This window comes from Streptomyces sp. NPDC005302, from assembly GCF_040607345.1.
Lineage (GTDB): Bacteria > Actinomycetota > Actinomycetes > Streptomycetales > Streptomycetaceae > Streptomyces.
Genome location: NZ_JBEXGN010000006.1, coordinates 313,569 through 334,698, shown reverse-complemented (window position 1 = coordinate 334,698; position 21,130 = coordinate 313,569). Strand labels below are relative to the sequence as shown.

Annotated in this window: 18 protein-coding genes; 11 read left to right on the top strand and 7 right to left on the bottom strand. The window is 72.4% G+C overall.

Annotated elements, in window-relative coordinates; translation table 11 throughout:
- Positions 1-69: 69 nt before the first annotated feature.
- On the bottom strand, positions 70-222 hold the full coding sequence (locus tag ABZT74_RS12165; RefSeq protein WP_106983652.1) for a hypothetical protein: 153 nt from the start codon (positions 220-222) through the stop codon (positions 70-72).
- Between the two features lie 226 nt (positions 223-448).
- Here ABZT74_RS12165 and ABZT74_RS12160 point away from each other — a divergent pair, with 226 nt between their 5' ends.
- Positions 449-1,345, top strand: coding sequence for an NYN domain-containing protein (locus ABZT74_RS12160; RefSeq protein WP_356178200.1), 897 nt, complete (start codon positions 449-451; stop codon positions 1,343-1,345).
- 36 nt (positions 1,346-1,381) lie between these two features.
- On the opposite strand, the gene ABZT74_RS12155 is transcribed toward ABZT74_RS12160, so the two are convergent.
- Together ABZT74_RS12155 and ABZT74_RS12150 are read right to left on the bottom strand one after the other, a co-directional pair.
- Positions 1,382-2,272, bottom strand: coding sequence for an alpha/beta fold hydrolase (locus tag ABZT74_RS12155; RefSeq protein ID WP_356178203.1), 891 nt, complete (start codon positions 2,270-2,272; stop codon positions 1,382-1,384).
- 169 nt (positions 2,273-2,441) lie between these two features.
- Positions 2,442-4,757, bottom strand: a complete 2,316-nt coding sequence (locus ABZT74_RS12150; protein WP_356434378.1) for a DEAD/DEAH box helicase — start codon at positions 4,755-4,757, stop codon at positions 2,442-2,444.
- Between the two features lie 472 nt (positions 4,758-5,229).
- On the opposite strand from ABZT74_RS12150, the gene ABZT74_RS12145 reads away from it, so the two are divergent.
- Positions 5,230-5,991 carry a ferritin-like fold-containing protein gene (locus ABZT74_RS12145; RefSeq protein WP_356178206.1) on the top strand — a complete coding sequence of 254 codons (762 nt, stop codon included), beginning with the start codon at positions 5,230-5,232 and terminating at the stop codon, positions 5,989-5,991.
- A 166-nt stretch (positions 5,992-6,157) separates the two neighbouring features.
- On the opposite strand, the gene ABZT74_RS12140 is transcribed toward ABZT74_RS12145, so the two are convergent.
- The 4 genes from ABZT74_RS12140 to ABZT74_RS12125 form a co-directional block, all read right to left on the bottom strand.
- Entirely contained in the window at positions 6,158-6,427 is a 270-nt protein-coding gene (locus tag ABZT74_RS12140) for a hypothetical protein (RefSeq protein ID WP_081219276.1), read from the bottom strand.
- A 198-nt stretch (positions 6,428-6,625) separates the two neighbouring features.
- Complete coding sequence (locus tag ABZT74_RS12135; RefSeq protein ID WP_028801993.1) at positions 6,626-6,853, bottom strand: DUF3107 domain-containing protein; 228 nt, start codon at positions 6,851-6,853, stop codon at positions 6,626-6,628.
- 195 nt (positions 6,854-7,048) lie between these two features.
- The gene (locus ABZT74_RS12130; protein ID WP_355864978.1) at positions 7,049-7,690 is read right to left on the bottom strand and encodes a TetR/AcrR family transcriptional regulator; all 642 of its coding nucleotides are present in this window, start codon (positions 7,688-7,690) and stop codon (positions 7,049-7,051) included.
- A gap of 186 nt (positions 7,691-7,876) precedes the next feature.
- On the bottom strand, positions 7,877-8,095 hold the full coding sequence (locus ABZT74_RS12125; protein WP_356166442.1) for a hypothetical protein: 219 nt from the start codon (positions 8,093-8,095) through the stop codon (positions 7,877-7,879).
- A 159-nt stretch (positions 8,096-8,254) separates the two neighbouring features.
- On the opposite strand from ABZT74_RS12125, the gene ABZT74_RS12120 reads away from it, so the two are divergent.
- The 9 genes from ABZT74_RS12120 to ABZT74_RS12080 all read left to right on the top strand — a co-directional run bounded on the left by ABZT74_RS12120 (position 8,255) and on the right by ABZT74_RS12080 (position 20,529).
- Complete coding sequence (locus ABZT74_RS12120) at positions 8,255-9,244, top strand: alpha/beta hydrolase (protein ID WP_355864973.1); 990 nt, start codon at positions 8,255-8,257, stop codon at positions 9,242-9,244.
- An 8-nt stretch (positions 9,245-9,252) separates the two neighbouring features.
- Positions 9,253-10,800, top strand: coding sequence for a DUF3152 domain-containing protein (locus ABZT74_RS12115; RefSeq protein ID WP_356434375.1), 1,548 nt, complete (start codon positions 9,253-9,255; stop codon positions 10,798-10,800).
- Positions 10,801-10,856: 56 nt separating this feature from the next.
- Positions 10,857-10,949, top strand: a complete 93-nt coding sequence (locus tag ABZT74_RS12110) for an Ms4533A family Cys-rich leader peptide (protein WP_355864967.1) — start codon at positions 10,857-10,859, stop codon at positions 10,947-10,949.
- A 200-nt stretch (positions 10,950-11,149) separates the two neighbouring features.
- The gene (locus tag ABZT74_RS12105) at positions 11,150-12,871 is read left to right on the top strand and encodes an ABC transporter substrate-binding protein (protein ID WP_356434372.1); all 1,722 of its coding nucleotides are present in this window, start codon (positions 11,150-11,152) and stop codon (positions 12,869-12,871) included.
- Between the two features lie 4 nt (positions 12,872-12,875).
- The gene (locus ABZT74_RS12100) at positions 12,876-13,943 is read left to right on the top strand and encodes an ABC transporter permease (RefSeq protein WP_356434369.1); all 1,068 of its coding nucleotides are present in this window, start codon (positions 12,876-12,878) and stop codon (positions 13,941-13,943) included.
- On the top strand, positions 13,940-14,938 hold the full coding sequence (locus ABZT74_RS12095) for an ABC transporter permease (RefSeq protein ID WP_356166457.1): 999 nt from the start codon (positions 13,940-13,942) through the stop codon (positions 14,936-14,938). The genes ABZT74_RS12100 and ABZT74_RS12095 overlap by 4 nt, the downstream gene beginning before the upstream one ends.
- Positions 14,935-16,836, top strand: a complete 1,902-nt coding sequence (locus tag ABZT74_RS12090; RefSeq protein ID WP_356434366.1) for an ABC transporter ATP-binding protein — start codon at positions 14,935-14,937, stop codon at positions 16,834-16,836. Before ABZT74_RS12095 ends, ABZT74_RS12090 begins: the two co-directional genes overlap by 4 nt.
- A gap of 238 nt (positions 16,837-17,074) precedes the next feature.
- Entirely contained in the window at positions 17,075-18,808 is a 1,734-nt protein-coding gene (locus ABZT74_RS12085; protein WP_356434363.1) for a DUF3492 domain-containing protein, read from the top strand.
- 536 nt (positions 18,809-19,344) lie between these two features.
- Complete coding sequence (locus ABZT74_RS12080; protein ID WP_356434467.1) at positions 19,345-20,529, top strand: hypothetical protein; 1,185 nt, start codon at positions 19,345-19,347, stop codon at positions 20,527-20,529.
- Positions 20,530-21,130 lie beyond the last annotated feature (601 nt).

The following is a 21,130-nucleotide window of genomic DNA, read 5'->3' as shown; positions in this document are numbered from 1 at the left end:
AATAGACGGCCGCGGTCCGCAGCGCCGCATCTCGGCGCCATCGGTCGCGTCCTCGCACTACGGGAAGTATTACGAAGCGGTCGAATCGGCGGGGCGGATCCACAGGCGCTGTCCGATGGCGGCGGCCTGCTGAACGATCCTGTTGACGGAGGCGGCATCCACGACAGTGCTGTCCACGGGGGTTCCGTCGACATCGTCGAGTCGCATGATTTCGAAGCGCATGGGCTTCTCCCTTCGTCTGGTCATCCTCCTGAGGAGAACTACTTGTATGGCGGGGCCGCGGCATCTCTGCCCCGGCCTCTGTGTGTATCCAACGGGATGCTTGTTACAAACATTCCCTACGCTAAGGAAATTTTTCGAGAACCTAATTACTGAGTGGTAAGTAAGGTGGCGGAGACTGACCGCCGCCGGTTGTGTTCGCAGCGTGACCGCCAGGACAATGGACGTGATGAACGACGACCACGCGGCGCTCGCCGCCCGCATCGACCGCACGAACGAGCTGCTCCAGCGCATGCTCGCCGAGGTGGCGAAGACTCCCTCCACGCACGCGATCTTCGTCGACGCCGGCTATCTGTACGCGGCGGCGGGACGGCTCGTCGCCGGGACCGAGGACCGCCGCTCGTTCGACCTGGACACCGAGGGCCTCATCGAGGCACTCATCGACCGGGCCCGCACGATCTTCGCCGACAGCCGGCTGCTCCGCGTCTACTGGTACGACGGCGCCCGGCGCCGCATCCACACCTCGGAGCAGCAGTCGATCGCCGAACTCCCGGACGTGAAGGTCCGGTTGGGCAACCTGAACGCCAACAACCAGCAGAAGGGCGTCGATTCACTCATCAGGTCCGACCTGGAATCCCTCGCCCGGCACCGAGCCATCAGTGACGCGGCCCTGCTCGGCGGCGACGAGGACCTGGTCTCCGCGGTCGAGGCGGCGCAGGGGTACGGGGCCCGGGTCCACCTCTGGGGCATCGAGGCACCCGAGGGCCGCAACCAGGCGGAGCCGCTGCTCTGGGAGGTCGACAGCCAGCGCACGTTCGACCTCGACTTCTTCAAGCCGTACGTGGCGCGCCGGACCGCCCAGTCGTACGACCCGACGGCTGCGGCGCGGCCCAGCCGGGACGACGTGCGTTTCGTGGGCGCCCAGATCGCCGCGAAGTGGCTCGCCGCGCGAGGCCGGGAGTCCCTCGTGGACCTGCTGCCCGGTCATCCCTACCTCCCCGGATCGGTCGACCAGGATCTGCTGGTCGAGGCCGAGGGGCTGCTCCAGTACTCGTTGCGCGGACAGTCGGACCTGCGCCGCGCCCTGCGGGACGGCTTCTGGGAGCACCTTCAGGCGCAGTACTAGACGGGTCCGGGCGCGCGGTACGGGCACGGACCTCGGTCAGGCGTGCGTCGCGTCCGGTCGGTCGTGCGTCGCGTCCCAGAAGGTGGCCAGGGCGCGGGCGGTCTCCAGCGGCTGATCCGTGTTGGGGGAGTGCTCCGCGCCTTCCACGACCGTGCGCCGGGCGTCGAGCCGTACGGCCATCTCGTCCAGGAGGTGCACCGGCCAGGCGTCGTCGTGCTCGCCGGACACCACGTGCCGGGGCAGCGACAGGGCGGCCAGTTCGGCGACGCGGTCGGGCTCCGTGCAGAGCTGGCGGCCCGTGGCGACGAGCTGGGCCGGGCTGTTGGCGAGCCAGCGGCGGCGCAGGGCGGCGAGGTCGTCGAGCCCCGCGTCGAGCCCGCCGGTGTCGGTCTCCTCGGGCGGCTCCATCGCCCGGATCGCCTCCCACACCTCGTCCATGCCCATCACGGCGAGCGCGTCCCGCAACAGCTTCACGCGCTGCTGCTGGGGCGTGGAGACCTGCGCGGGGCCGGAGGCCATGAGGGTCAGCGAGAGGAACGGCGACGGGTCGAGCAGCACCGCCGCCCGGGCGATGTGACCGCCCAGAGAGTGCCCCAGCAGGTGGAGGGGGGCGCCGACCGCTGCGGCCTGCGCGAGGACGTCCCGCGCCAACTCGTCCTGCGCGTAGGGAGTTTCGTCGTCCCGTGGCCCGCTGGTCTCGTACTGTCCGCGCCCGTCGACTGCCACCGTCCGGTAGCCCGCCGCGGAGAGCGGCGCGTGCAGCGCGATGAAGTCCTCCTTGCTGCCGGTGAACCCGGGCAGCAGCAGCGCGGTCCCCTTCAGCGGGCCGTCGGCCGCCGCGTCGAGCACGGCGAACTCACCGCGCGCGGTCGCCAGGGCGTATGCGCGGACACCTGCGGGCGGGACGAACGTGTGGGGCCTGCTCATGCACAGGAGGCTATAGGGCGCAGGTGAAGGCCGCCCGGGGAGGTGAGGGGCACCCGGTCCGGGCGCGGTGCCGCGAGGCGGCCCACGCCCGGACCGGGCCCCGTCCGTGGCCGGAGACGCCGACGGCCCGGTCCCACCGTGGGGTGGGACCGGGCCGTCGGGCAGGAGATCAGCTCTCCGAGGGCTCCGTGGCGACCGCCTTGCGGGTGCGGCGGCGGGTGGCCGGCTTGGCCTCCGCGTCGTCCGTGGCCTGGGCCGGGATCTCGGCGTCGGCGACGGCCTTGCGGGTGCGTCGGCGGACGGGCTTGGCCTCGGCCGTCTCGGCGGCCTCGGTCGTGTCCGCGTCGGTGCTCGCGGCCTTGGCGCGGGTGCGCCGCGGCTTGGTCTCGGCGACCGCCTCGGCGACCTCGGTTGCGGCGGCCTCGACGGTGTCGACGACGGCCTCCGCTGCCTTGCGGGTGCGGCGGCGGGTGGCCGGCTTGGCCTCCGCGTCGTCCGTGGCCTGGGCCGGGATCTCGGCGTCGGCGACGGCCTTGCGGGTGCGTCGGCGGACAGGCTTGGCCTCGGCCGTCTCGGCGGCCTCGGTCGTGTCCGCGTCGGTGCTCGCGGCCTTGGCGCGGGTGCGCCGCGGCTTGGTCTCGGCGACCGCCTCGGCGACCTCGGTTGCGGCGGCCTCGACGGTGTCGACGACGGCCTCCGCGGCCTTGCGGGTCCGGCGGCGGGTGGCCGGCTTGGCCGGCGCTTCGGTCACCTCGGCGGTCTCGACGACCGTCTCGGTGGCGGGCGCCGCCTCGGCGGCCTTGCGGGTCCGACGGCGGGCCGGCTTGGCCGGCGCCTCGACGGCGTCCGCGACGACCTCGGCGGCGACGTTCTCGACCACGGCCTCGGCCGCGGTCACCGCGGCCTCGGCGTTCTCGATCGCCTCGATGCTCTCAGCGGTCCTGCGGGCCCGGCGACGGCGCGGCTTGGCCGCCTCGTCGGTGACGCCCTCGGCCGTCGCCACGGCGGTCACCGCGGCCTCGGCCACCGGAGCGGCCGTGGCGGCCACCTGCTCGGAGCCCGATCCACCGCGCGTACGACGGCGGCGGCGCGGCGTCCGGGGCTCGGTGGCCCCTTCCGACGCGGGAGCCTCCGTGGTGCCCTCGGGGGCCGCGGTGGGCGCCGCGGACGGCTCGCCGTTGCGCGTACGGCGCCGGCGGCGCGGAGTGCGGTCCGAACGGTCGTGCTCGCGCTCGGTGGTGGGCGCCGGCGCGGCCGAACGGCCACCGCGGCCACGCGGACCGCCACGGCCACCGGTCTCGCCCAGGTCCTCGACCACTTCGGCCGCGAGACCCGCGCGGGTGCGCTCGGAACGCGGCAGCACACCCTTGGTGCCGGCCGGGATGCTCAGCTCCTCGAAGAAGTGAGGAGAGGTCGAGTAGGTCTCCGGCGGGGCCGGGAAACCGAGGTCCAGCGCCTTGTTGATCAGCTGCCAGCGCGGGATGTCGTCCCAGTCGACGAGGGTGATCGCGATGCCCTTGGCGCCCGCGCGGCCGGTGCGGCCGATGCGGTGCAGGTACGTCTTCTCGTCTTCGGGGGACTGGTAGTTGATGACGTGGGTCACGCCCTCGACGTCGATGCCGCGGGCGGCGACGTCGGTGCAGACCAGCACGTCGACCTTGCCGTTGCGGAAGGCGCGCAGCGCCTGCTCGCGGGCGCCCTGGCCGAGGTCGCCGTGGACCGCGCCGGACGCGAAACCGCGCTGCTGGAGCTGGTCGGCGAGGTCGGCCGCCGTGCGCTTGGTGCGGCAGAAGACCATTGCGAGACCGCGGCCGTCGGCCTGCAGGATCCGCGAGACCATCTCCGGCTTGTCCATGTTGTGGGCGCGGTAGACGAACTGCTTCGTGTTCGCGACCGTCGCGCCGACATCGTCCGGCTCCGAGGCGCGGATGTGCGTGGGCTGCGACATGTAGCGGCGCGCGAGTCCGATGACCGCGCCCGGCATGGTCGCCGAGAACAGCATCGTCTGACGGCGGGCCGGCAGCATGTTCATGATCTTCTCGACGTCGGGCAGGAAGCCCAGGTCGAGCATCTCGTCGGCCTCGTCCAGGACGAGCGCCCTGATGTGGCCGAGGTTGAGCTTCTTCTGGCCCGCGAGGTCCAGCAGACGGCCCGGGGTGCCGACGATGACGTCGACGCCCTTCTTCAGGGCCTCCACCTGGGGCTCGTAGGCGCGGCCGCCGTAGATGGCGAGGACGCGTACGTTGCGGACCTTGCCGGCGGTCAGCAGGTCGTTGGTCACCTGGGTGCACAGCTCACGCGTCGGGACGACCACGAGGGCCTGCGGGGCGTCGGTCAGCTGCTCGGGCGTCGCCCGGCCCGCCTCGACGTCCGCGGGGACGGTGACGCGCTCCAGGAGCGGGAGGCCGAAGCCCAGCGTCTTGCCGGTGCCGGTCTTGGCCTGGCCGATGACGTCGGAGCCGGAAAGGGCCACCGGGAGCGTCATCGCCTGGATGGGGAAGGGGTTGATGATGCCGACGGCCTCAAGGGCTTCGGCCGTCTCGGGAAGGATTCCGAGCTCTCGGAAAGTCGTAGTCAGGGTGCTGCCTCTTCTGTGTACGCGGTACGAGGCGAGCGCGGGGGTCGTGACGGGACCGTGCCGGGGACGTCGGCCGCTCTGTGAGGGGCGGGCCGAGTGGCATGGGACCACTGCCGACGCTCGAGCTCTCGTGCCGCTGAGGGTTCCCTCCGTATGTCGTACGCAAGGTGCCGTACCGACGAGGAGGGCTGTCGGGTCGGAGCCGATCGGGCCACCGACCGGGCATCCTCATTCGTGCGGCCCGACACGTACTCGCCGGGCGCATTACCACCATACCCCGGAATCGCGCATATGCGATGGCCGGTTTGGTCACGTAGTCGTCGTCACACTGGTTGACCAGGGACTTCCCCCGTGCGGTGAGAGGGCTATTGTGCGCTTCATGACGACGCCCGACAACGCCGCTGAGAAGTCCGCCGACGCCCCCGCAGTCACCGCTCCGACGGCCACCGGAGTCGCCGCGCAGAACTGGGACACGGCCTCCGTCGACCCGCAGTACCGCGCCGCAGTGGTGGACCTGCTCGGAGCGCTCGCGTACGGCGAGCTGGCGGCGTTCGAGCGGCTCGCGGAGGACGCCAAGCTGGCGCCCACGCTGAGCGACAAGGCGGAGCTGGCGAAGATGGCGTCGGCCGAGTTCCACCACTTCGAGCAGCTGTCGAACCGGCTCTCCGCGATCGGCGCCGACGCCGGACAGGCCATGGACCCCTTCGTCGCCGCCCTCGACGGCTTCCACAAGCAGACGGCTCCCTCGGACTGGCTGGAGGGTCTCGTCAAGGCGTACGTCGGCGACTCGATCGCCAGCGACTTCTACCGAGAGGTCGCCGCCCGCCTCGACTCGGACACCCGCGGGCTGGTCCTCGGCGTCCTCGACGACACCGGTCACGCGAGCTTCGCCATCGAGAAGGTGCGCGCCGCGATCGACGCCGACCCGCGCGTGGGCGGCCGGCTCGCGCTGTGGGCGCGACGGCTGATGGGCGAGGCCCTGTCGCAGTCGCAGCGTGTGGTCGCCGACCGCGACGCCCTGTCGACGATGCTCGTGGGCGGCGTGGCGGACGGGTTCGACCTCGCGGAGGTCGGCCGGATGTTCTCCCGCATCACCGAGGCGCACACCAAGCGGATGGCGGCGCTGGGACTGGCAGCCTAGGACCGGCACGTGGACAGGTCCTGGCCTCCTGGGCCACGGACCCGTCCCGGGTGCTGCGGACGGCTGCCGCGGCGGCTATCCGCGCGGTTGCCGCTCCCTGTCGCGTTCGCCGTGGCGCCCGCGTGAACGGAGAGCCGGGAACCTGCCGCGGATCCCGCGGAACGGACTAGGCGGTCGCCGAGCGTCGGCGAAAACGCTCCTCCGGCCGGAGCAGCAGCGAGAGCAGCGCCGCGGAGACGGCGACCGCTCCGGCGAGGATCACGAGGAAGTGGCCGGAGCCGAGCGCGGTGTGCGTCAGGAAGGCCCCGAAAAGGCCTCCCGCCACTCCCGTCGACAGAACCAGGCTGCGGGCCGGCAGACGGTGGGGCAGGCGGTACGAGGCCGCCCACGCCAGAGCCAGACCCAGCAGCGCGGAGCCGAGCGCTTCCAAGAACATGATGGGGTGTCCCTCCCTCACGGCCGGTGCAAATCGGTCGTAGCCGGTCCTACCCGTGGCGTGCGGAACGCAACCCTCCCCTGTGCTCGAACTGTGCTCCATCTGTGGAGGAGTTCGCGCGGGGCGGAATGCACGCGAAGGGTCCGGTGACCTCGCCACCGGACCCTTCGTGTACCTCCGTGCCGCTCTGCGAACCTCTTACAGAGCGCTGAATCCGACCTTGCGCTGCGTGGGCTCGCCGAGCTCCACGTAGGCCAGGCGGTCGGCCGGAACCAGGACCTTGCGGCCGTGGTCGTCCACGAGGCTGAGCAGCTGCGACTTGCCGGCCAGCGCCTCCGACACCGCGCGCTCGACCTCTTCCGGGGTCTGACCGCTCTCCAGAACGATCTCGCGGGGCGCGTGCTGCACGCCGATCTTGACCTCCACGGCTTTGTCCCTCCGACGGTCAGTCATGTGCGCGTTCGTACGCGCCGTACGCAGCACACATTAGCCCGGTGAGGGGACGTACACGCTCCGCCCGGGAACGCCAGGAGCGAACAGGGGACGGGAACAAAGAAGCGGCCGGGGGATGCACCCCCCGGCCGCTTCCGTGTGCTCCGTGATGATCGGTGCCGTGCCCGCTCAGTGGCTGTCGATGCCGTGCAGCGGGAAACCCGCGATGCCGCGCCAGGCGAGCGAGGTCAGCAGCTGCACCGCCTGGTCGCGCGGGACACTGCGGTCGCTGTGCAGCCAGGAACGGGCCACGACCTGTGCCAGGCCGCCCAGCCCGGACGCGAGGAGCATCGACTCGGCGCGCGAGAGGCCGGTGTCCTCCGCGATGACGTCGCAGATCGCCTCGGCGCACTCGTGCGTCACCTTGTCGACGCGCTCGCGGACCGCGGGCTCGTTGGTCAGGTCCGACTCGAAGACCAGCCGGAAGGCGCCGCCGTCGTCCTCGACGTACGCGAAGTAGGCGTCCATCGTGGCGCGGACGCGCAGGCTGTTGTCCGAGGTCGACGCGAGCGCGGTGCGGACCGCCTGGAGCAGGGACTCGCAGTGCTGGTCCAGCAGGGCGAGGTACAGATCGAGCTTTCCCGGGAAGTGCTGGTAGAGGACCGGCTTGCTGACGCCCGCGCGCTCGGCGATGTCGTCCATGGCGGCCGAGTGATACCCCTGCGCAACGAAGACTTCCTGGGCGGCGCCGAGGAGCTGGTTGCGTCGGGCACGGCGCGGCAGGCGAGTGCCCCGCGGGCGTGCTGCCTCTGTCTGCTCGATGGCTGTCACGCCGCCTCCCAAAATTGTCCACTGCGGTGTGCGCCGCGTCGCCATCGTACTTTTCGGTAACCGTGCTGTGTGCGGTGCGAGCGCAGAATTTCACGGACCGGACGCCGACGGCGGTGGCGCACAGGGGACCGAAGGGGACGAGCTGGGCGCCCGCCTCCCGCTACGGCCCTGATCAGCGGTGTCGTGTCACCTGTAGTCGTCCTCGTTCAGCCGGACGACCCGGGCCTGCTCGGCGCGGTCCGCCTCGTCGGCGCTGAGGGGATCCCCCGGGGGTTCCGGGTCCACGTCCTCGTCGGGATCCAGCTCGCTGGCCTGTTCGGCGGCGTCCGCCTCCGGGGCCTCCACGTCGAGGATCTCCCGGAACTGATCGTCGAACGGTGCGGGGTCTGTCGGGTCGACTGTCATGGTTCCTCTTCCCGAACGGTACGAGTGCGCTCCTGGCGTACCTACGAGTGCCCTCGTTCGAAGCCTAGGAGACACGCGATCGAGGCGCTATGCGATCCGCTCGCGATCTGTGACGGCGAACACATGAGCCCCGGCGTGATCGTCTCGTAACATTGCGGCATGTCTTCGACCGAACTCCCGTCCGCGCTGGCCTCCACCGTCACGCCCAGGGTCGGTGCCGTCAGGGTCGCGGAGGGCGAGCGGCTGCGGTCGGTCGGGCTTCCCGGGGTCACGCTGACCGTCCGGTCGAGGCCCCCGGCCCGCAAGGGCCTCCCGCCGGCCCTGTACGTGCACGGCCTGGGCGGCTCCTCGCAGAACTGGTCGGCGCTGATGTCGCTGCTCGACGGACTCGTCGACGGCGAGGCCCTCGACCTCCCGGGCTTCGGCGACTCGCCGCCGCCCGACGACGGCGACTACTCGGTCACCGGACACGCGCGCGCCGTCATCCGCTATCTCGACGCGTCCGGACGCGGACCGGTCCACCTCTTCGGCAACTCGCTCGGCGGTGCCGTCTCGACGCGTGTGGCCGCCGTCCGGCCGGACCTCGTCCGCACACTGACACTCGTCTCGCCCGCCCTGCCGGAGATCCGCGCGCAGCGCAGCGCGTGGCCCACCGCGTTGCTCGCGGTGCCCGGGGTGGCCGGTCTGTTCACCCGCCTGACCAGGGAGTGGAGCGCCGAGAGGCGCGTGCGCGGAGTGACGGCCCTCTGCTACGGCGATCCCACCATCGTGACCCCCGAGGGGTTCCGCGACGCGGTCGACGAGATGGAGCGGCGGCTCGCCCTGCCCTACTTCTGGGACGCGATGGCGCGTTCCGCGCGCGGGATCGTCAACGCGTACACGCTGGGCGGCCAGCACGGACTGTGGCGGCAGGCCGAGCGCGTGCTCGCTCCGACCCTGCTGGTCTATGGCGGCCGCGACCAGCTCGTCGGCTACCGTATGGCCCAGCGCGCGGCCCGTGCCTTCCGCGACTCCCGGCTGCTGACTCTGCCGGACGCGGGGCACGTCGCCATGATGGAGTATCCACAGACGGTGGCCACGGCCTTCCGTGAACTCCTCGCGGACCAGGGAGAGTTGACCTCCGAGGCGGCAACCGGCGCGGAGAGCTGAGGCGGGAAGTGGGACGACACAGTCGTCGGGGGCGGGCCGACAGGACGGAGCCCTCGCGGACGCGAGCGGTTCCCGAGGCGGAGCCGTCACCGGAGCCGGGCCCTGACCGGATCCGTCGAGCGCCGGCGCCCCGTCCCGGCGCCCTCGGGCCCTACCCGCCCGCGAGCGCGGCCCCGCCCCGCAGCGCGCCACCGCGTGCCGACGCGACTCCCGCCCACGGATTCCCGCAGGTCTTCGACGGCACCCCCGCGCGTGGGGTGCCGCGTTACGCGGACGGGACCCCGGCGCACGGGGTCCCGCGATTCCAGGACGGCACCCCCGCGCACGGGGTGCCGCGCCTCTTCGACGGGACACCCGCCCACGGCACGCCCCGACTTCCCGACGGAACGCCCGCCCAGGGGATGCCCCAGGTGCGGGGCGGCCACCCCGAGCAGCGTGAACAGGGCGGCGGCTGGGGGGAGTCCAGGGCCGGCGCGCCCGCGCGGGGAGTGCCTCCCGGGCCGATGGTCCCGCGCCCGCGCCAGGAGCACCCGAACGCCCCTCGGCAGGCGTACGTCGACGCGTTCGACGTCGCCACGGACGAGGACGACGACCTCTTCGCACCCCGCGCGGGGGGTCCCGGCCGGACGGCCGGTCCCCGGACCGACGACCCGTACGGCTCCGTCACGTCGTGGGACACGGAGGCCGACGGCGTCGGCGGGCCCGGTGAGCCACCGCTGCCGGGGGCCGGCGAACAGGAGAAGGGCCGAGGCAAGGGGCGGGCGTTCACCGGGATCGCGGCCGCCGCCGTGACCACCGTGCTGGCCGTCGTCGTCGCCGGTCAGGTCGCGACCGGGGAGCACGACGCCGATACCCGGACCCAGTCGGCCGCGGGCGGCCGGGTGACCCAGGATCCCGCCTCGCGCGGGGACGGCAGGCCGACCCAGGCGGGCCGTCCGAGCACGGCCGCGGTGGCCCTGACGTACGACCAGAAGATGGCCAGGACCTACCCGCTCGGCGCGAAGCTCAAGGCGTCGGGGAAGTTCGCCGCGGTGCCCGGGTTCGCCAAGGCGCCCGGCAAGGGGCACAAGTACTCCTACCGCGTCGACGTGGAGCAGGGGCTCGGCCTGGACGGCGCCCTCTTCGCCGAGGCCGTCCAGAAGACGCTGAACGACCGCCGGAGCTGGGCGCACGGCGGAGCCCGTACCTTCGAGCGGATCAGTTCGGGCAAACCGGACTTCGTCATCACGCTGGCGAGCCCGGGGACCACCGCCGAGTGGTGTGCCAAGTCGGGCCTCGACACCACCGAGGACAACGTCTCGTGCGACTCGGCGTCCACCGAGCGCGTCATGATCAACGCGTACCGCTGGGCCCAGGGCTCCACGACCTACGGTGACAAGATTCACTCGTACCGGCAGATGCTGATCAACCACGAGGTCGGCCACCGGCTCGGATACGGGCACGTCACCTGCGACAAGGACGGCGAGCTCGCCCCGGTCATGCAGCAGCAGACCAAGTTCCTCGACCACGACGGAATCCACTGCCGGGCCAACCCCTGGGCCTATCCCGGGAGTTGATGGGGGCCTCCAAGATCACGTTGACACCCGCCGAAAGTTCGTTCATATTTTGGCGCATGTCGCCCCGTCACGCCTCCGTCTGCGCCGCCATCGAGCTGGCGCTCATCGGCGTGACCGCGCTCTGCGTGGCCGACATCCTCTGTAGCTGACGCCCGCCCACGGCGAGTGCGTCGCATTCTTCTCCCGTTTCGATTCCGCGCCCCTGAACCCCTCCGGTTCGGCGTGCCCGTACCTCCTCCGGTCCGGTCGGACACCGACGCCTGACGCCCTGGGCGGGCCCCTGCGCCCCGCCGTCTCATTCCGCGTCAATCCGTCTCACTGTTCGAGCCATCCGAGAGGTCGTCTTCCGATGCGTCAACCGTCCCTCATAGCCCGCCGCGTGGCCGTGGCATCCGTCAGCCTGGTCGTGGCGGCGGGCGCCGCCGCCTGCGGCCCTGAGGACAACGATGCCAAGAGTTCCGGAGGCGGCGACTCCCAGGCGAAGAAGGGCGGCACGCTCACCGTCCTGAACTCCAACCCGCAGGGTGACTTCGACCCCGCGCGGCTCTACACCTCCGGCGGCGGCAACGTGCCCTCGCTCGTCTTCCGCACGCTCACCACCCGCAACCGCGAGAACGGCGCCGCCGGCTCCGAGGTCGTCCCCGACCTGGCCACCGACACGGGCCGCCCGAGCAAGAACGCGACGGTGTGGACGTACACCCTGAAGAAGGGGCTCAAGTACGAGGACGGCACGCCGATCACCTCCGCCGACATCAAGTACGGCATCGAGCGCTCCTTCGCCGCCGAACTCTCCGGTGGCGCCCCCTACCTGCGCGACTGGCTCATCGGCGGGGCCGACTACCAGGGTCCCTACAAGGACAAGAAGGGCCTCGACTCCATCGAGACGCCCGACGACCTGACGATCGTGTTCCACCTGAACAAGCCGGAGGGCGAGTTCCCCTACCTGGCCACGCAGACCCAGACGACACCGGTCCCGAAGGCCAAGGACACCGGTACCAAGTACGAGGAGCACCCCGTCTCCTCGGGCCCGTACAAGGTCGTCAAGAACGAGAACGACGGTGAGCGGCTCGTCCTGGAGCGCAACACCCACTGGTCCGCCTCGACCGACGCCGAGCGCAAGGCCTACCCGGACAGGATCGACGTGCGCTCCGGGCTGGACTCGTCCGTGATCAACCAGCGGCTGTCCGCCTCCCAGGGCACGGACGCCGCCGCCGTCACCACGGACACCAACCTCGGCCCGGCCGAACTCGCCAAGGTGTCCGGCGACAAGGAGCTGGCCTCCCGCGTCGGCACCGGCCACTTCGGCTACACCAACTACATCGCCTTCAACCCGAAGGTGAAGCCGTTCGACAACCCCAAGGTGCGCCAGGCGATCTCCTACGCCATCGACCGCAGCTCGGTCGTCAACGCGGCCGGCGGCTCCTCGCTCGCCGAGCCCGCGACCACGTACCTGCCGAACCAGAAGTCCTTCGGCTACACCCCGTACGACCACTTCCCGGCGGGCGCGTCGGGCAACGCGGCGAAGGCCAAGGAACTGCTGAAGGAGGCCGGCTACAAGAACGGCCTGACCGTGACGCTGACGCACTCCAACAGCAAGGACTTCGAGACCAGCCCCGAGATCGCCACCGCGATCCAGGACGCGCTCAAGAAGGCCGGCATCACCGTCAAGCTCCAGGGCCTGGAGTCGAACGACTACAGCGACAAGGTCCAGAGCGTCAAGACCGAGCCGGGCTTCTTCCTCGCCCACTGGGGTGCCGACTGGCCCTCCGGCGGTCCCTTCCTGGCCCCGATCTTCGACGGCCGGCAGATCGTCAAGGACGGCGCCAACTTCAACACGGGCTTCCTGGACGACAAGTCGGTCAACGACGAGATCGACGCGATCAACAAGCTGACCGACCTCGACCAGGCCGCCGCCCGCTGGGGCGCCCTGGACAAGAAGATCGGCGAGCAGGCGCTCACCGTGCCGCTGTTCCACCCCGTCTACAAGCGCCTGTACGGCAAGGACGTCAAGAACATCGTGATCAGCGACTGGACCGGCGTTCTGGACATCTCCCAGGTCGCGGTGAAGTAGCACCGTGAGCGAGGCACTTGTCGCCTCCTCGGCCCCCGTGACGGACCTGTCCGTCACGGGGGCCTCGGGGGCCCGTCAGTTCTGGCGGCGGCTGCGCGCGCAGCGGGCCGCCCTCGTCGCGGCGGCCGTCGTCGCCCTCCTCGTCCTGGTCGCGATCGCCGCACCGCTGCTCACCGCCATCGAGGGCCAGGACCCCACCACCTACCACCCCTCGCTGGTGGACTCCGCACGCGGCGGTGTCCCCGTGGGGCCGCTCGGCGGCATCGGCGCCGACCACTGGCTCGGCGTCGAACCGCAGACCGGCCGCGACCTCTTCGCGCGTCTCGTGTACGGCGCCCGGGTCTCCCTCGGGGTCGCTCTCGGAGCGACCGTCGTCCAGGTCCTCATCGGCGTCGTGGTCGGTGTCGCCGCCGCGCTCGGCGCGCGCTGGGTCGACCAGCTGCTCAGCCGCTTCACCGAGATCATCATCGCGATGCCGCTCATGATCATGTCGCTGGCGCTGCTGGCGATCGTGCCCAGCGGCTTCCCCCGCCCCCTGCTGGTCGCCCTCGTCATCGGCCTGATCGCCTGGGGCAACGTCGCCAAGATCGTGCGAGCCCAGACCCTGACCCTCAAGGGACTCGACTACGTCGCCGCCGCCCGGCTCAGCGGCTGGGGCACCTGGCGGATCGCCCGCCGCGAACTGCTGCCGGGGCTCGCCGCGCCGGTCATCACGTACGCCGCGCTCCTCGTCCCGATGAACATCAGCGTGGAAGCCGCGCTCTCCTTCCTGGGCGTCGGAGTGAAGCCCCCGACACCCTCCTGGGGACAGATGCTCACCGCCGCCGACGTCTGGTACCAGGCCGCCCCGCAGTACCTGCTGCTGCCCGCCGGCGCGCTCTTCGTGACCGTCCTGGCGCTGACCGTCCTGGGCGACGGCATCCGCACGGCCCTCGACCCGCGCGCGGCCTCCCGCCTGAGCATCGGCACCGGCCGCAGGCGTGAGGCCAAGGCGGACGCGGACGCCGGGAAGGCCAGCGCGGACGCGAACACCGAGGCGAACGGCACCGGCCGGAAGGAGGAGCGGGCATGAGCGGCTTCGGCGGGTTCGTCCTGCGCCGCCTCGTCGGCACCGTGATCACCCTGCTCGCCATCTCGGTGATCGTCTACGTCGTCTTCTTCGTCACTCCGGGCAACGTCGCCCAGATCACCTGCGGCCCCCGCTGTTCTCCGGAACAAGTACACCAGGTGGCGCAGCAGTTGAGGCTCGACGACCCTCTCTACGTGCGCTACTGGCACTTCCTCCAGGGCATCCTCGTCGGCCAGGACTACTCCACGGGCACGTCCGTGGAGCACTGCTCGGCGCCCTGCCTCGGCCTGTCGTACCAGGGCGGCCGGCAGGTGACCCAGCTGATCTTCGCGAAGCTGCCGGTCAGTCTGTCGCTCGTGTTCGGCGCGATGATCCTCTGGCTGATCCTCGGCGTCGGCACCGGCGTCCTGTCCGCATGGCGGCGAGGCCGGATCAGCGAGCGCGTGCTGACCGGCGTGACGCTCGCGGGCGTGGCCACCCCCGTCTTCGTCATCGGTCTCGTCCTGATGATCATCGTGTGCGGGCAACTGAGGCTGCTGCCCTTCCCGCAGTACGTCGCTCTCACCGACGACCCCGAACAGTGGGCCTGGAACCTGCTGTTGCCCTGGCTCTCCCTCGCCCTCATCGAGGCCGCCACGTTCGCCCGGCTCACCCGGGCGTCGATGCTGGAGACCCTCGCCGAGGACCACATCCGTACCTTCCGCGCGTACGGCGTCGGTGAGCGGTCGATCATCGGGCGGCACGCGCTGCGCGGGGCGTTCGCGCCGATCATCGCGCTCAACGCCAACAACGTCGGCGGAGCCATCGGCGGCGCGGTCCTCACCGAGACGCTCTTCGGACTGCCGGGCATCGGCCAGGAACTGGTCCACGCGGTGAACGTCGTCGACCTTCCCGTGGTCGTCGGCATGGTCCTGGTGGTCGGCTTCTTCGTGGTCATCGCCAACGCCGTCGCGGACGTGCTGTACGCGGTGGCCGACCGACGGGTGGTGCTCGCATGAGTGACTCTTCCACGACCGAGTCCGCGCCCTCTTCGGGCGCGGCGGTCTCCACGAACGCGGCGGTCTCCACGAACGCCGGTACCGCGGCCCCGCTGGTCGAAGTGGACGGCCTGTCCGTCGACTTCGGAGACCTGCGGGCCGTCGACGGGCTCTCCTTCCGGCTGGACAAGGGTGCCGCCCTCGGCCTGGTCGGCGAGTCCGGCTCGGGCAAGTCCACCGTGGCCTCCGCCCTGCTGGCGCTGCACCGCGGCACCGGAGCGCGGGTCACGGGCACGGTCCGCGTCGCCGGCCTGGACGTCCAGCGGGCGTCCGACGACGAGCTGGGCCGGCTGCGCGGCGGGAAGGCCGCGATGGTCTTCCAGGACCCGCTCTCCTCCCTGGACCCGTACTACGCCGTCGGCGACCAGATCGCCGAGGTCCACCGGGTGCACACGAAGGCCTCGAGACGTGCCGCACGCGCGCGTGCCGTGGAGGTGCTGGACCGGGTCGGCATCCCCGACGCGGTACGCCGGTCCCGTTCGCGCCCGCACGAGTTCAGCGGCGGCATGCGCCAGCGTGCTCTCATCGCCATGGCGCTGGCCTGCGAACCCGAGCTGCTGATTGCCGACGAGCCGACCACCGCCCTCGACGTGACCGTCCAGGCCCAGATCCTCGACCTGCTGCACACCCTGCGCCACGAGACCGGGATGGGGCTGCTGCTGGTCACCCACGACGTCGGCGTCGCCGCCGAGAGCGTCGACGAGATCCTCGTGATGCGTCACGGCCGCGCGGTCGAGCACGGGCCGGTCACCGCCGTTCTCGGCGCGCCCCGGGAGCCGTACACCCGCGAACTCCTCGGCGCCGTGCCGCGCGTGGACACCGCCCGCACGACCGGCGTGGCCGGCGGGACCGGACCGGCTGCCGTTCCGGGTCGCGCCGAGGCGGCCGGTTCCGTGGAGGGGCCCGGTCCCGCGGCGGAGACCGGATCTGGCGCCGTCTTGGAGACGGTCGGCTCGGACAGCGGTGGTTCGGAGACCGTCGGTTCGGACAGCGGTGGTTCGGCGAGCGGTGTTTCGGAGGACCGCGGCTCGGCCACGGTTCCGTCGAACGAGGTGGTGCTCGAAGCGGTCGGGCTGCGGCGCGAGTTCGGGCGCGGGAAGCAGCGGTTCGCGGCCGTCGACGACGTGTCGCTGACCGTCCGCAGAGGCGAGACCCTCGGTGTCGTCGGCGAGAGCGGCAGCGGGAAGACCACCCTGGGAAGAATGCTGGTGGGACTCCTGGAGCCCACGAGCGGAACGATCCGCTACGAGGGGCGCGAACAGTCCGGCGTGCGCCCCTCCGTGCAGATGGTCTTCCAGGACCCGGTCTCCTCCCTCAACCCCCGGCGCACTGTGGGCGAGTCCATCGCGGACCCGCTGCGGGCGCGCGGCGAGCGGGACGAGGGGCGCATCCGGGGGCGGGTCAGGGAACTGCTCGAACGTGTCGGGCTCGAAGCGGCGCACTACGACCGCTACCCGCACGAGTTCAGCGGCGGACAGCGCCAGCGCGTGGGCATCGCACGGGCACTGGCCGCGGAGCCGCGTGTCATCGTGTGCGACGAACCGGTCTCCGCGCTGGACGTCACCACGCAGGCCCAGGTCGTCGCCCTGCTCGGCGAGCTGCAGCGGGAACTCGGGCTCGCCCTGGTGTTCGTGGCGCACGATCTCGCGGTCGTCCGCCAGGTCAGCGACCGGGTGGCCGTGATGCGGAGCGGCAAGCTCGTCGAGTACGGCCCCGCCGACGACGTGTACGAGCGTCCCGGCGACCCGTACACCCGGCAACTGCTGGCCGCCGTACCGGCGCTCGACCCGGAGGTCGCGGCACGCCGTCGCGCGGCCCGCGGGAAGCCGGCCGACGGCAAGGAGCTGACGCCGGCGTGACGGCGCGAGGCCCGCGGGCGGCAGCCCGGTTCGCGGGCTTTCGGTCAGCGAAAAGTGACTGCTTGATGTCTTAGCGCGACGGAACGCGTCCTGCGCGGGAAAGTTACGACCGTTCACCCCTTTTGGTGGCGCGATGGACAACCGTCCGTCGCGCCACCGCCTTGTCCGCATACGTTCGTCCCGCTGCGAGCCGCCGGGTCAACGGCGGCTCCCCATACGGGAGATCGGGGGTGTGCTCGTGCGCATCGGACTGCTGACGGAGGGTGGCTATCCGTATGTGAGCGGTGACGCCAGACTCTGGTGCGACCGGCTCGTGCGCGGGCTCGGGCAGCACGAGTTCGACATCTACGCGCTCAGCCGCACCGAGCGCCAGGAGGACGAGGGCTGGATCCAACTTCCGTCCCAGGTCAGCCGCGTCCGCACGGCACCGCTGTGGACGGCGGAGGACGACGGCGTGGTCCACGGGCGCCGCGCACGACGCCGCTTCGCCGAGGCGTACGGGGAACTCGCGGCGGCCGTCTGCTCGGGACCGGTGGCACCCGGCGCGACGGAATCCTCGGAGGGGGAGGCGGATTCCTCCGGCGTAGAGGCGGACCGTTTCGCCAGCGCGCTCTACGGTCTCGCCGAACTCGCCCGCGACGAAGGCGGCCTGGTCGGCGCCCTCCGTTCGGAAGGAGCGGTCCGCGCCCTGGAGCGCGCCTGCCGCGCGCCCGGCGCGCTGCGGACCGCCCGCGCGGCGCGCGTACCCGACCTGCTCGCCGTCGCCGGCCACATCGAGCGCGCCCTGCGCCCCCTCTCGCTGGACTGGTACGAGGACGACGGCCTCGGCTCGGTCGACCTCTGTCACGCCGCGGCCGGCGGAGCGGCTGCCCTGCCCGGCCTCCTCACCCGGCACTTCTACGGAGTCCCGCTGCTCGTCACTGAGTACGGCGTGCAGCTGCGGGCGCACTACCTGTCCTCCACCACCGTCACGGAGGCCCCCGCCGTCCGCGCCCTGCTCGCCGCGTTCCACGGCGCGGTCGCCGCCGAGGTGTACGGCGCGGCCACCCTCATCACGCCCGGGAACGCCCACGCCCGTCGCTGGCAGGAGCGCTGCGGTGCCGACCGCGCCAAGCTGCGCACGGTCTACCCCGGTATGGAGGCCGACCGCTTCGCCGAGGTCGGGGAGGGCGCCGAGGGCAGCCGGTGCGCGGACCCCGACACGCTGGTGTGGGTCGGCCGCATCGAACCCGCGAAGGACCTCATCTCCCTGCTGCACTCCTTCGCGGAGGTCCGCAAGGAGGAGCCGAAGACCCGGCTGAGGATCGTCGGCGCCCCCGCCGACGGTCCGGACGGCGCGACCTACCTGACGCACTGCAAGGCGCTCGCCGCGCAGCTCTTCCCCGACGAGGCCGAGGGCGTGCACGCGGTCGGCGACAACCCGGTGTCCTTCGAGGAGATCGGCGGACCGGAGGTCCCGAGCCTCGCCGAGGCCTACGCCTCCGGCGCCCTGGTCGTCCTCTCCAGCGTCGTCGAGGGCTTCCCGATCAGCCTCGTCGAGGCGATGTTCTGCGGCCGGGCCACCGTCTCCACCGACGTGGGCGCGGTCGTCGAGGTCATCGGCGGTACGGGGCTGGTGGTCCCGCCGCGCAACCCGCGGGCGCTCGCCGAGGCGTGCGTGGCGCTGCTGCGCGACCCCGAGCGCCGCGAGCGCCTGGGCGCCGCCGCCCGCGCCCGCGCCCTCGAACTCTTCACCGTCGAGCAGAACATCGCGGCATTTCACGGCATTTACCTGGAGATCGTCTCGCACTCCCCGATACGCCGTCCGGTCGTGAACAACGCGGGGGAGCCGTTGCCGTTCGGCGTACCCGCCGAGGCCCACCTTCCGGGCCGCTGGACCGAGGCCCGCCTCCTGGCCGCGGGCCGGCCACGCTGGGGCGACGGGGCACCGGTGCGTGCCACGGCCACCGTTCCGGCGGGGGAGGGCGCATGACCGGCGACACCCCAGGACCGGGCCCCCGCGGCGGCGTCGGCGACCTGACCGAACTCGACCCCGACGGTTTCCGAGGGCCGGGCGGCACGAACCTCGACGGCACGAACTTCGACGGCACGAACCTCGACGGCACGGGAACTCCGGACGCGGGCGAGAGCGCGTCGGGCGGCGGTTTGCCGTGTGGGGGTGCGTCGGGGGGCGGTGCGGGTGTATCGGGCAGGGATGCGTCGGGCGAGAACGCGCGGGGCGTGGACAGCGACGGTGACGCGGGGCGCGTTCGTGACGTTGGCCGTGTCGTGAGATCTGATGCCGGATCCTGTGGCGGACCCAATGCCGGATTCGGTGGCCGACCGGGCGGCGGCGGGCGCGGGAGCGGGAGCGTGGAGGACGCGGGCCTGGCGGCCTGGGCCGTCGGCACACGAGCCGAGGCCGAGGACGGGGGGCTCATGCTCTCCGACACCGGTGCGGAGGGCGCGAGTTCCGGGGCTGCCGGAACGGGGAGCGGTCTTCCCGGCATGGCGAGCAGTCTTCCCGACATGGGCGCGGAGGGTGTTTACGGCCGGCGCGGGTTTCCCGGCCCCAGCCTCAGCCCTGGCGCCGGTGCTGGTACGGGTGCCGGCACTGAGGGCGCCGACGGTGCGCGCAGGAACGCTGGGCGGCGAGGCGCCGCGGACCCGGTGAAGGCGCTGATGCACCGGCACCGCGAACTCTGCGAACGGGCCGTCGACCCGCTGGAGATCGCCGCGGGTCTGGAGGCCCACGGCGTGACCGACCGGACCGCCGCTCGCTTCCGTCACCGGGACGTGTTCTCGCTCGCCGAGGAGATGTACGCACGCGTGGCGCGCGACGGCGAGGCCGTGGCGCCCGACGCGGAGCGACCCGCACCGCCCGGGGCGCGAGCCTACTGGGCCGTCCTCGCCCTGGTGCCGGGAATCCTCGGCGCGGGCGTCGTCGCCGGGCTGCGGCTCACGCACGGTCAACCGCGCCTCGCCATCGCCGCGTTCGGCGCCCTCGCCGTCGCGTTCGGCCTCCGCCTCGCGCTGCGCCGCGGCCCGCTGAGCAGCAGCCACGGCATGACCGGCGCCACCATCGCGTGGACGTGCTGGCTCGTCGCGTACGCCCTCCTCGGCGACGGCCTGCTGAACGCCGGCCTCGACGGCGGCCCGGACGGAAACTGGCCCCTGGCCACCGCCCCCGTACTGGCCCTCCTACTCGCCTGCGCCCCCGCCGCCTGGTGCGCCCACCTGTTCGTCGGCCGCGCTCGCCGCCGGCTCACGACGAGCCGGGGTCTGGAGGAGTTCGCCGCCTCCGTACAGCCCCTGCTCCTCGGCGCGTTCGGCCTGTTCGTGTGCGCGCTGCTCGGACTGCTCGCCCTGTGCGGCGAGGTGCTCGACGAGCCGCCCGCCTACGCCGGAGCCGGTACCCTCGGCGCCCTCCTCCTGCTCGCCCGGCTCCTGGCGACTCGCGGCTTCACCCACGCCCCGGCCCTGGCACTCGCCGGCGCGGGCTTGATGGAAGCCGCGGCCCTGGCCAGCGTCTACGCGGCCCGCCTCCCCGGCCTCTCGTTCCTGGCCACCCCCGCCGACACCCTTGTCCACACCTGGGGATCCGGCGCCGTACCCGCCCTGGTGTGCGGGGCGGGCGCCGTCGTCCTGCTCCTCCACGCCTCCCGCACGCTGACCCGCGCCTCGGCCCACGCCCGGACCGGCGAGGCCCCGTGAACGCCGGCGACGAGACCCGGCGAACGGGCCGAAGCCGGCCGCCGGTTCTCGACGTCCTCGACCGCGGGACCCGGGCAGCGTCGAGGCCCCACGCCCTGCACGGAGCGAGGCAGCCGGCGCACAGCGACCCGACTACCCGTGCCCGAGGCGGCTCGAAGCGCTCTGACCTGGGGAGGGTGACGGTCCGTGCCGTGGGCGGGGTGACGGTCCGTGCCATGGGCGGGGTGACGGTCCGTGCCATGCGCGGGGTGACGGCCTGTGCCGTGGGCGGGGTGACGGTCCGTGGCGTGGGTGGCCCGCCGCCTTCCGGGCAGGGCCGACTGAGCCGCAGCCCCCAGAGTGGCCTCAACCGCGGTGCCCGGGAGGGATCGAGGCCCTCTGTCCTCGCCCCCGGACCCCACCCCGGCATGCCGAACGGCCGGGGCCGGGGCCGGGGCCGCTTTCCGAGCCTCGTCGCCCTCCACAGGTCGCGGCCCCTGGCCGACCCCACCACGACGCGCTGTCCGTCTCCTCATACGGCGTGTCCTGCCCGGCCCATGGCACCCGACGCCCTGAGCCCCCCCCGGCGCCCGGGACCACGCCCCGGAGCCGGGCCCTCTTC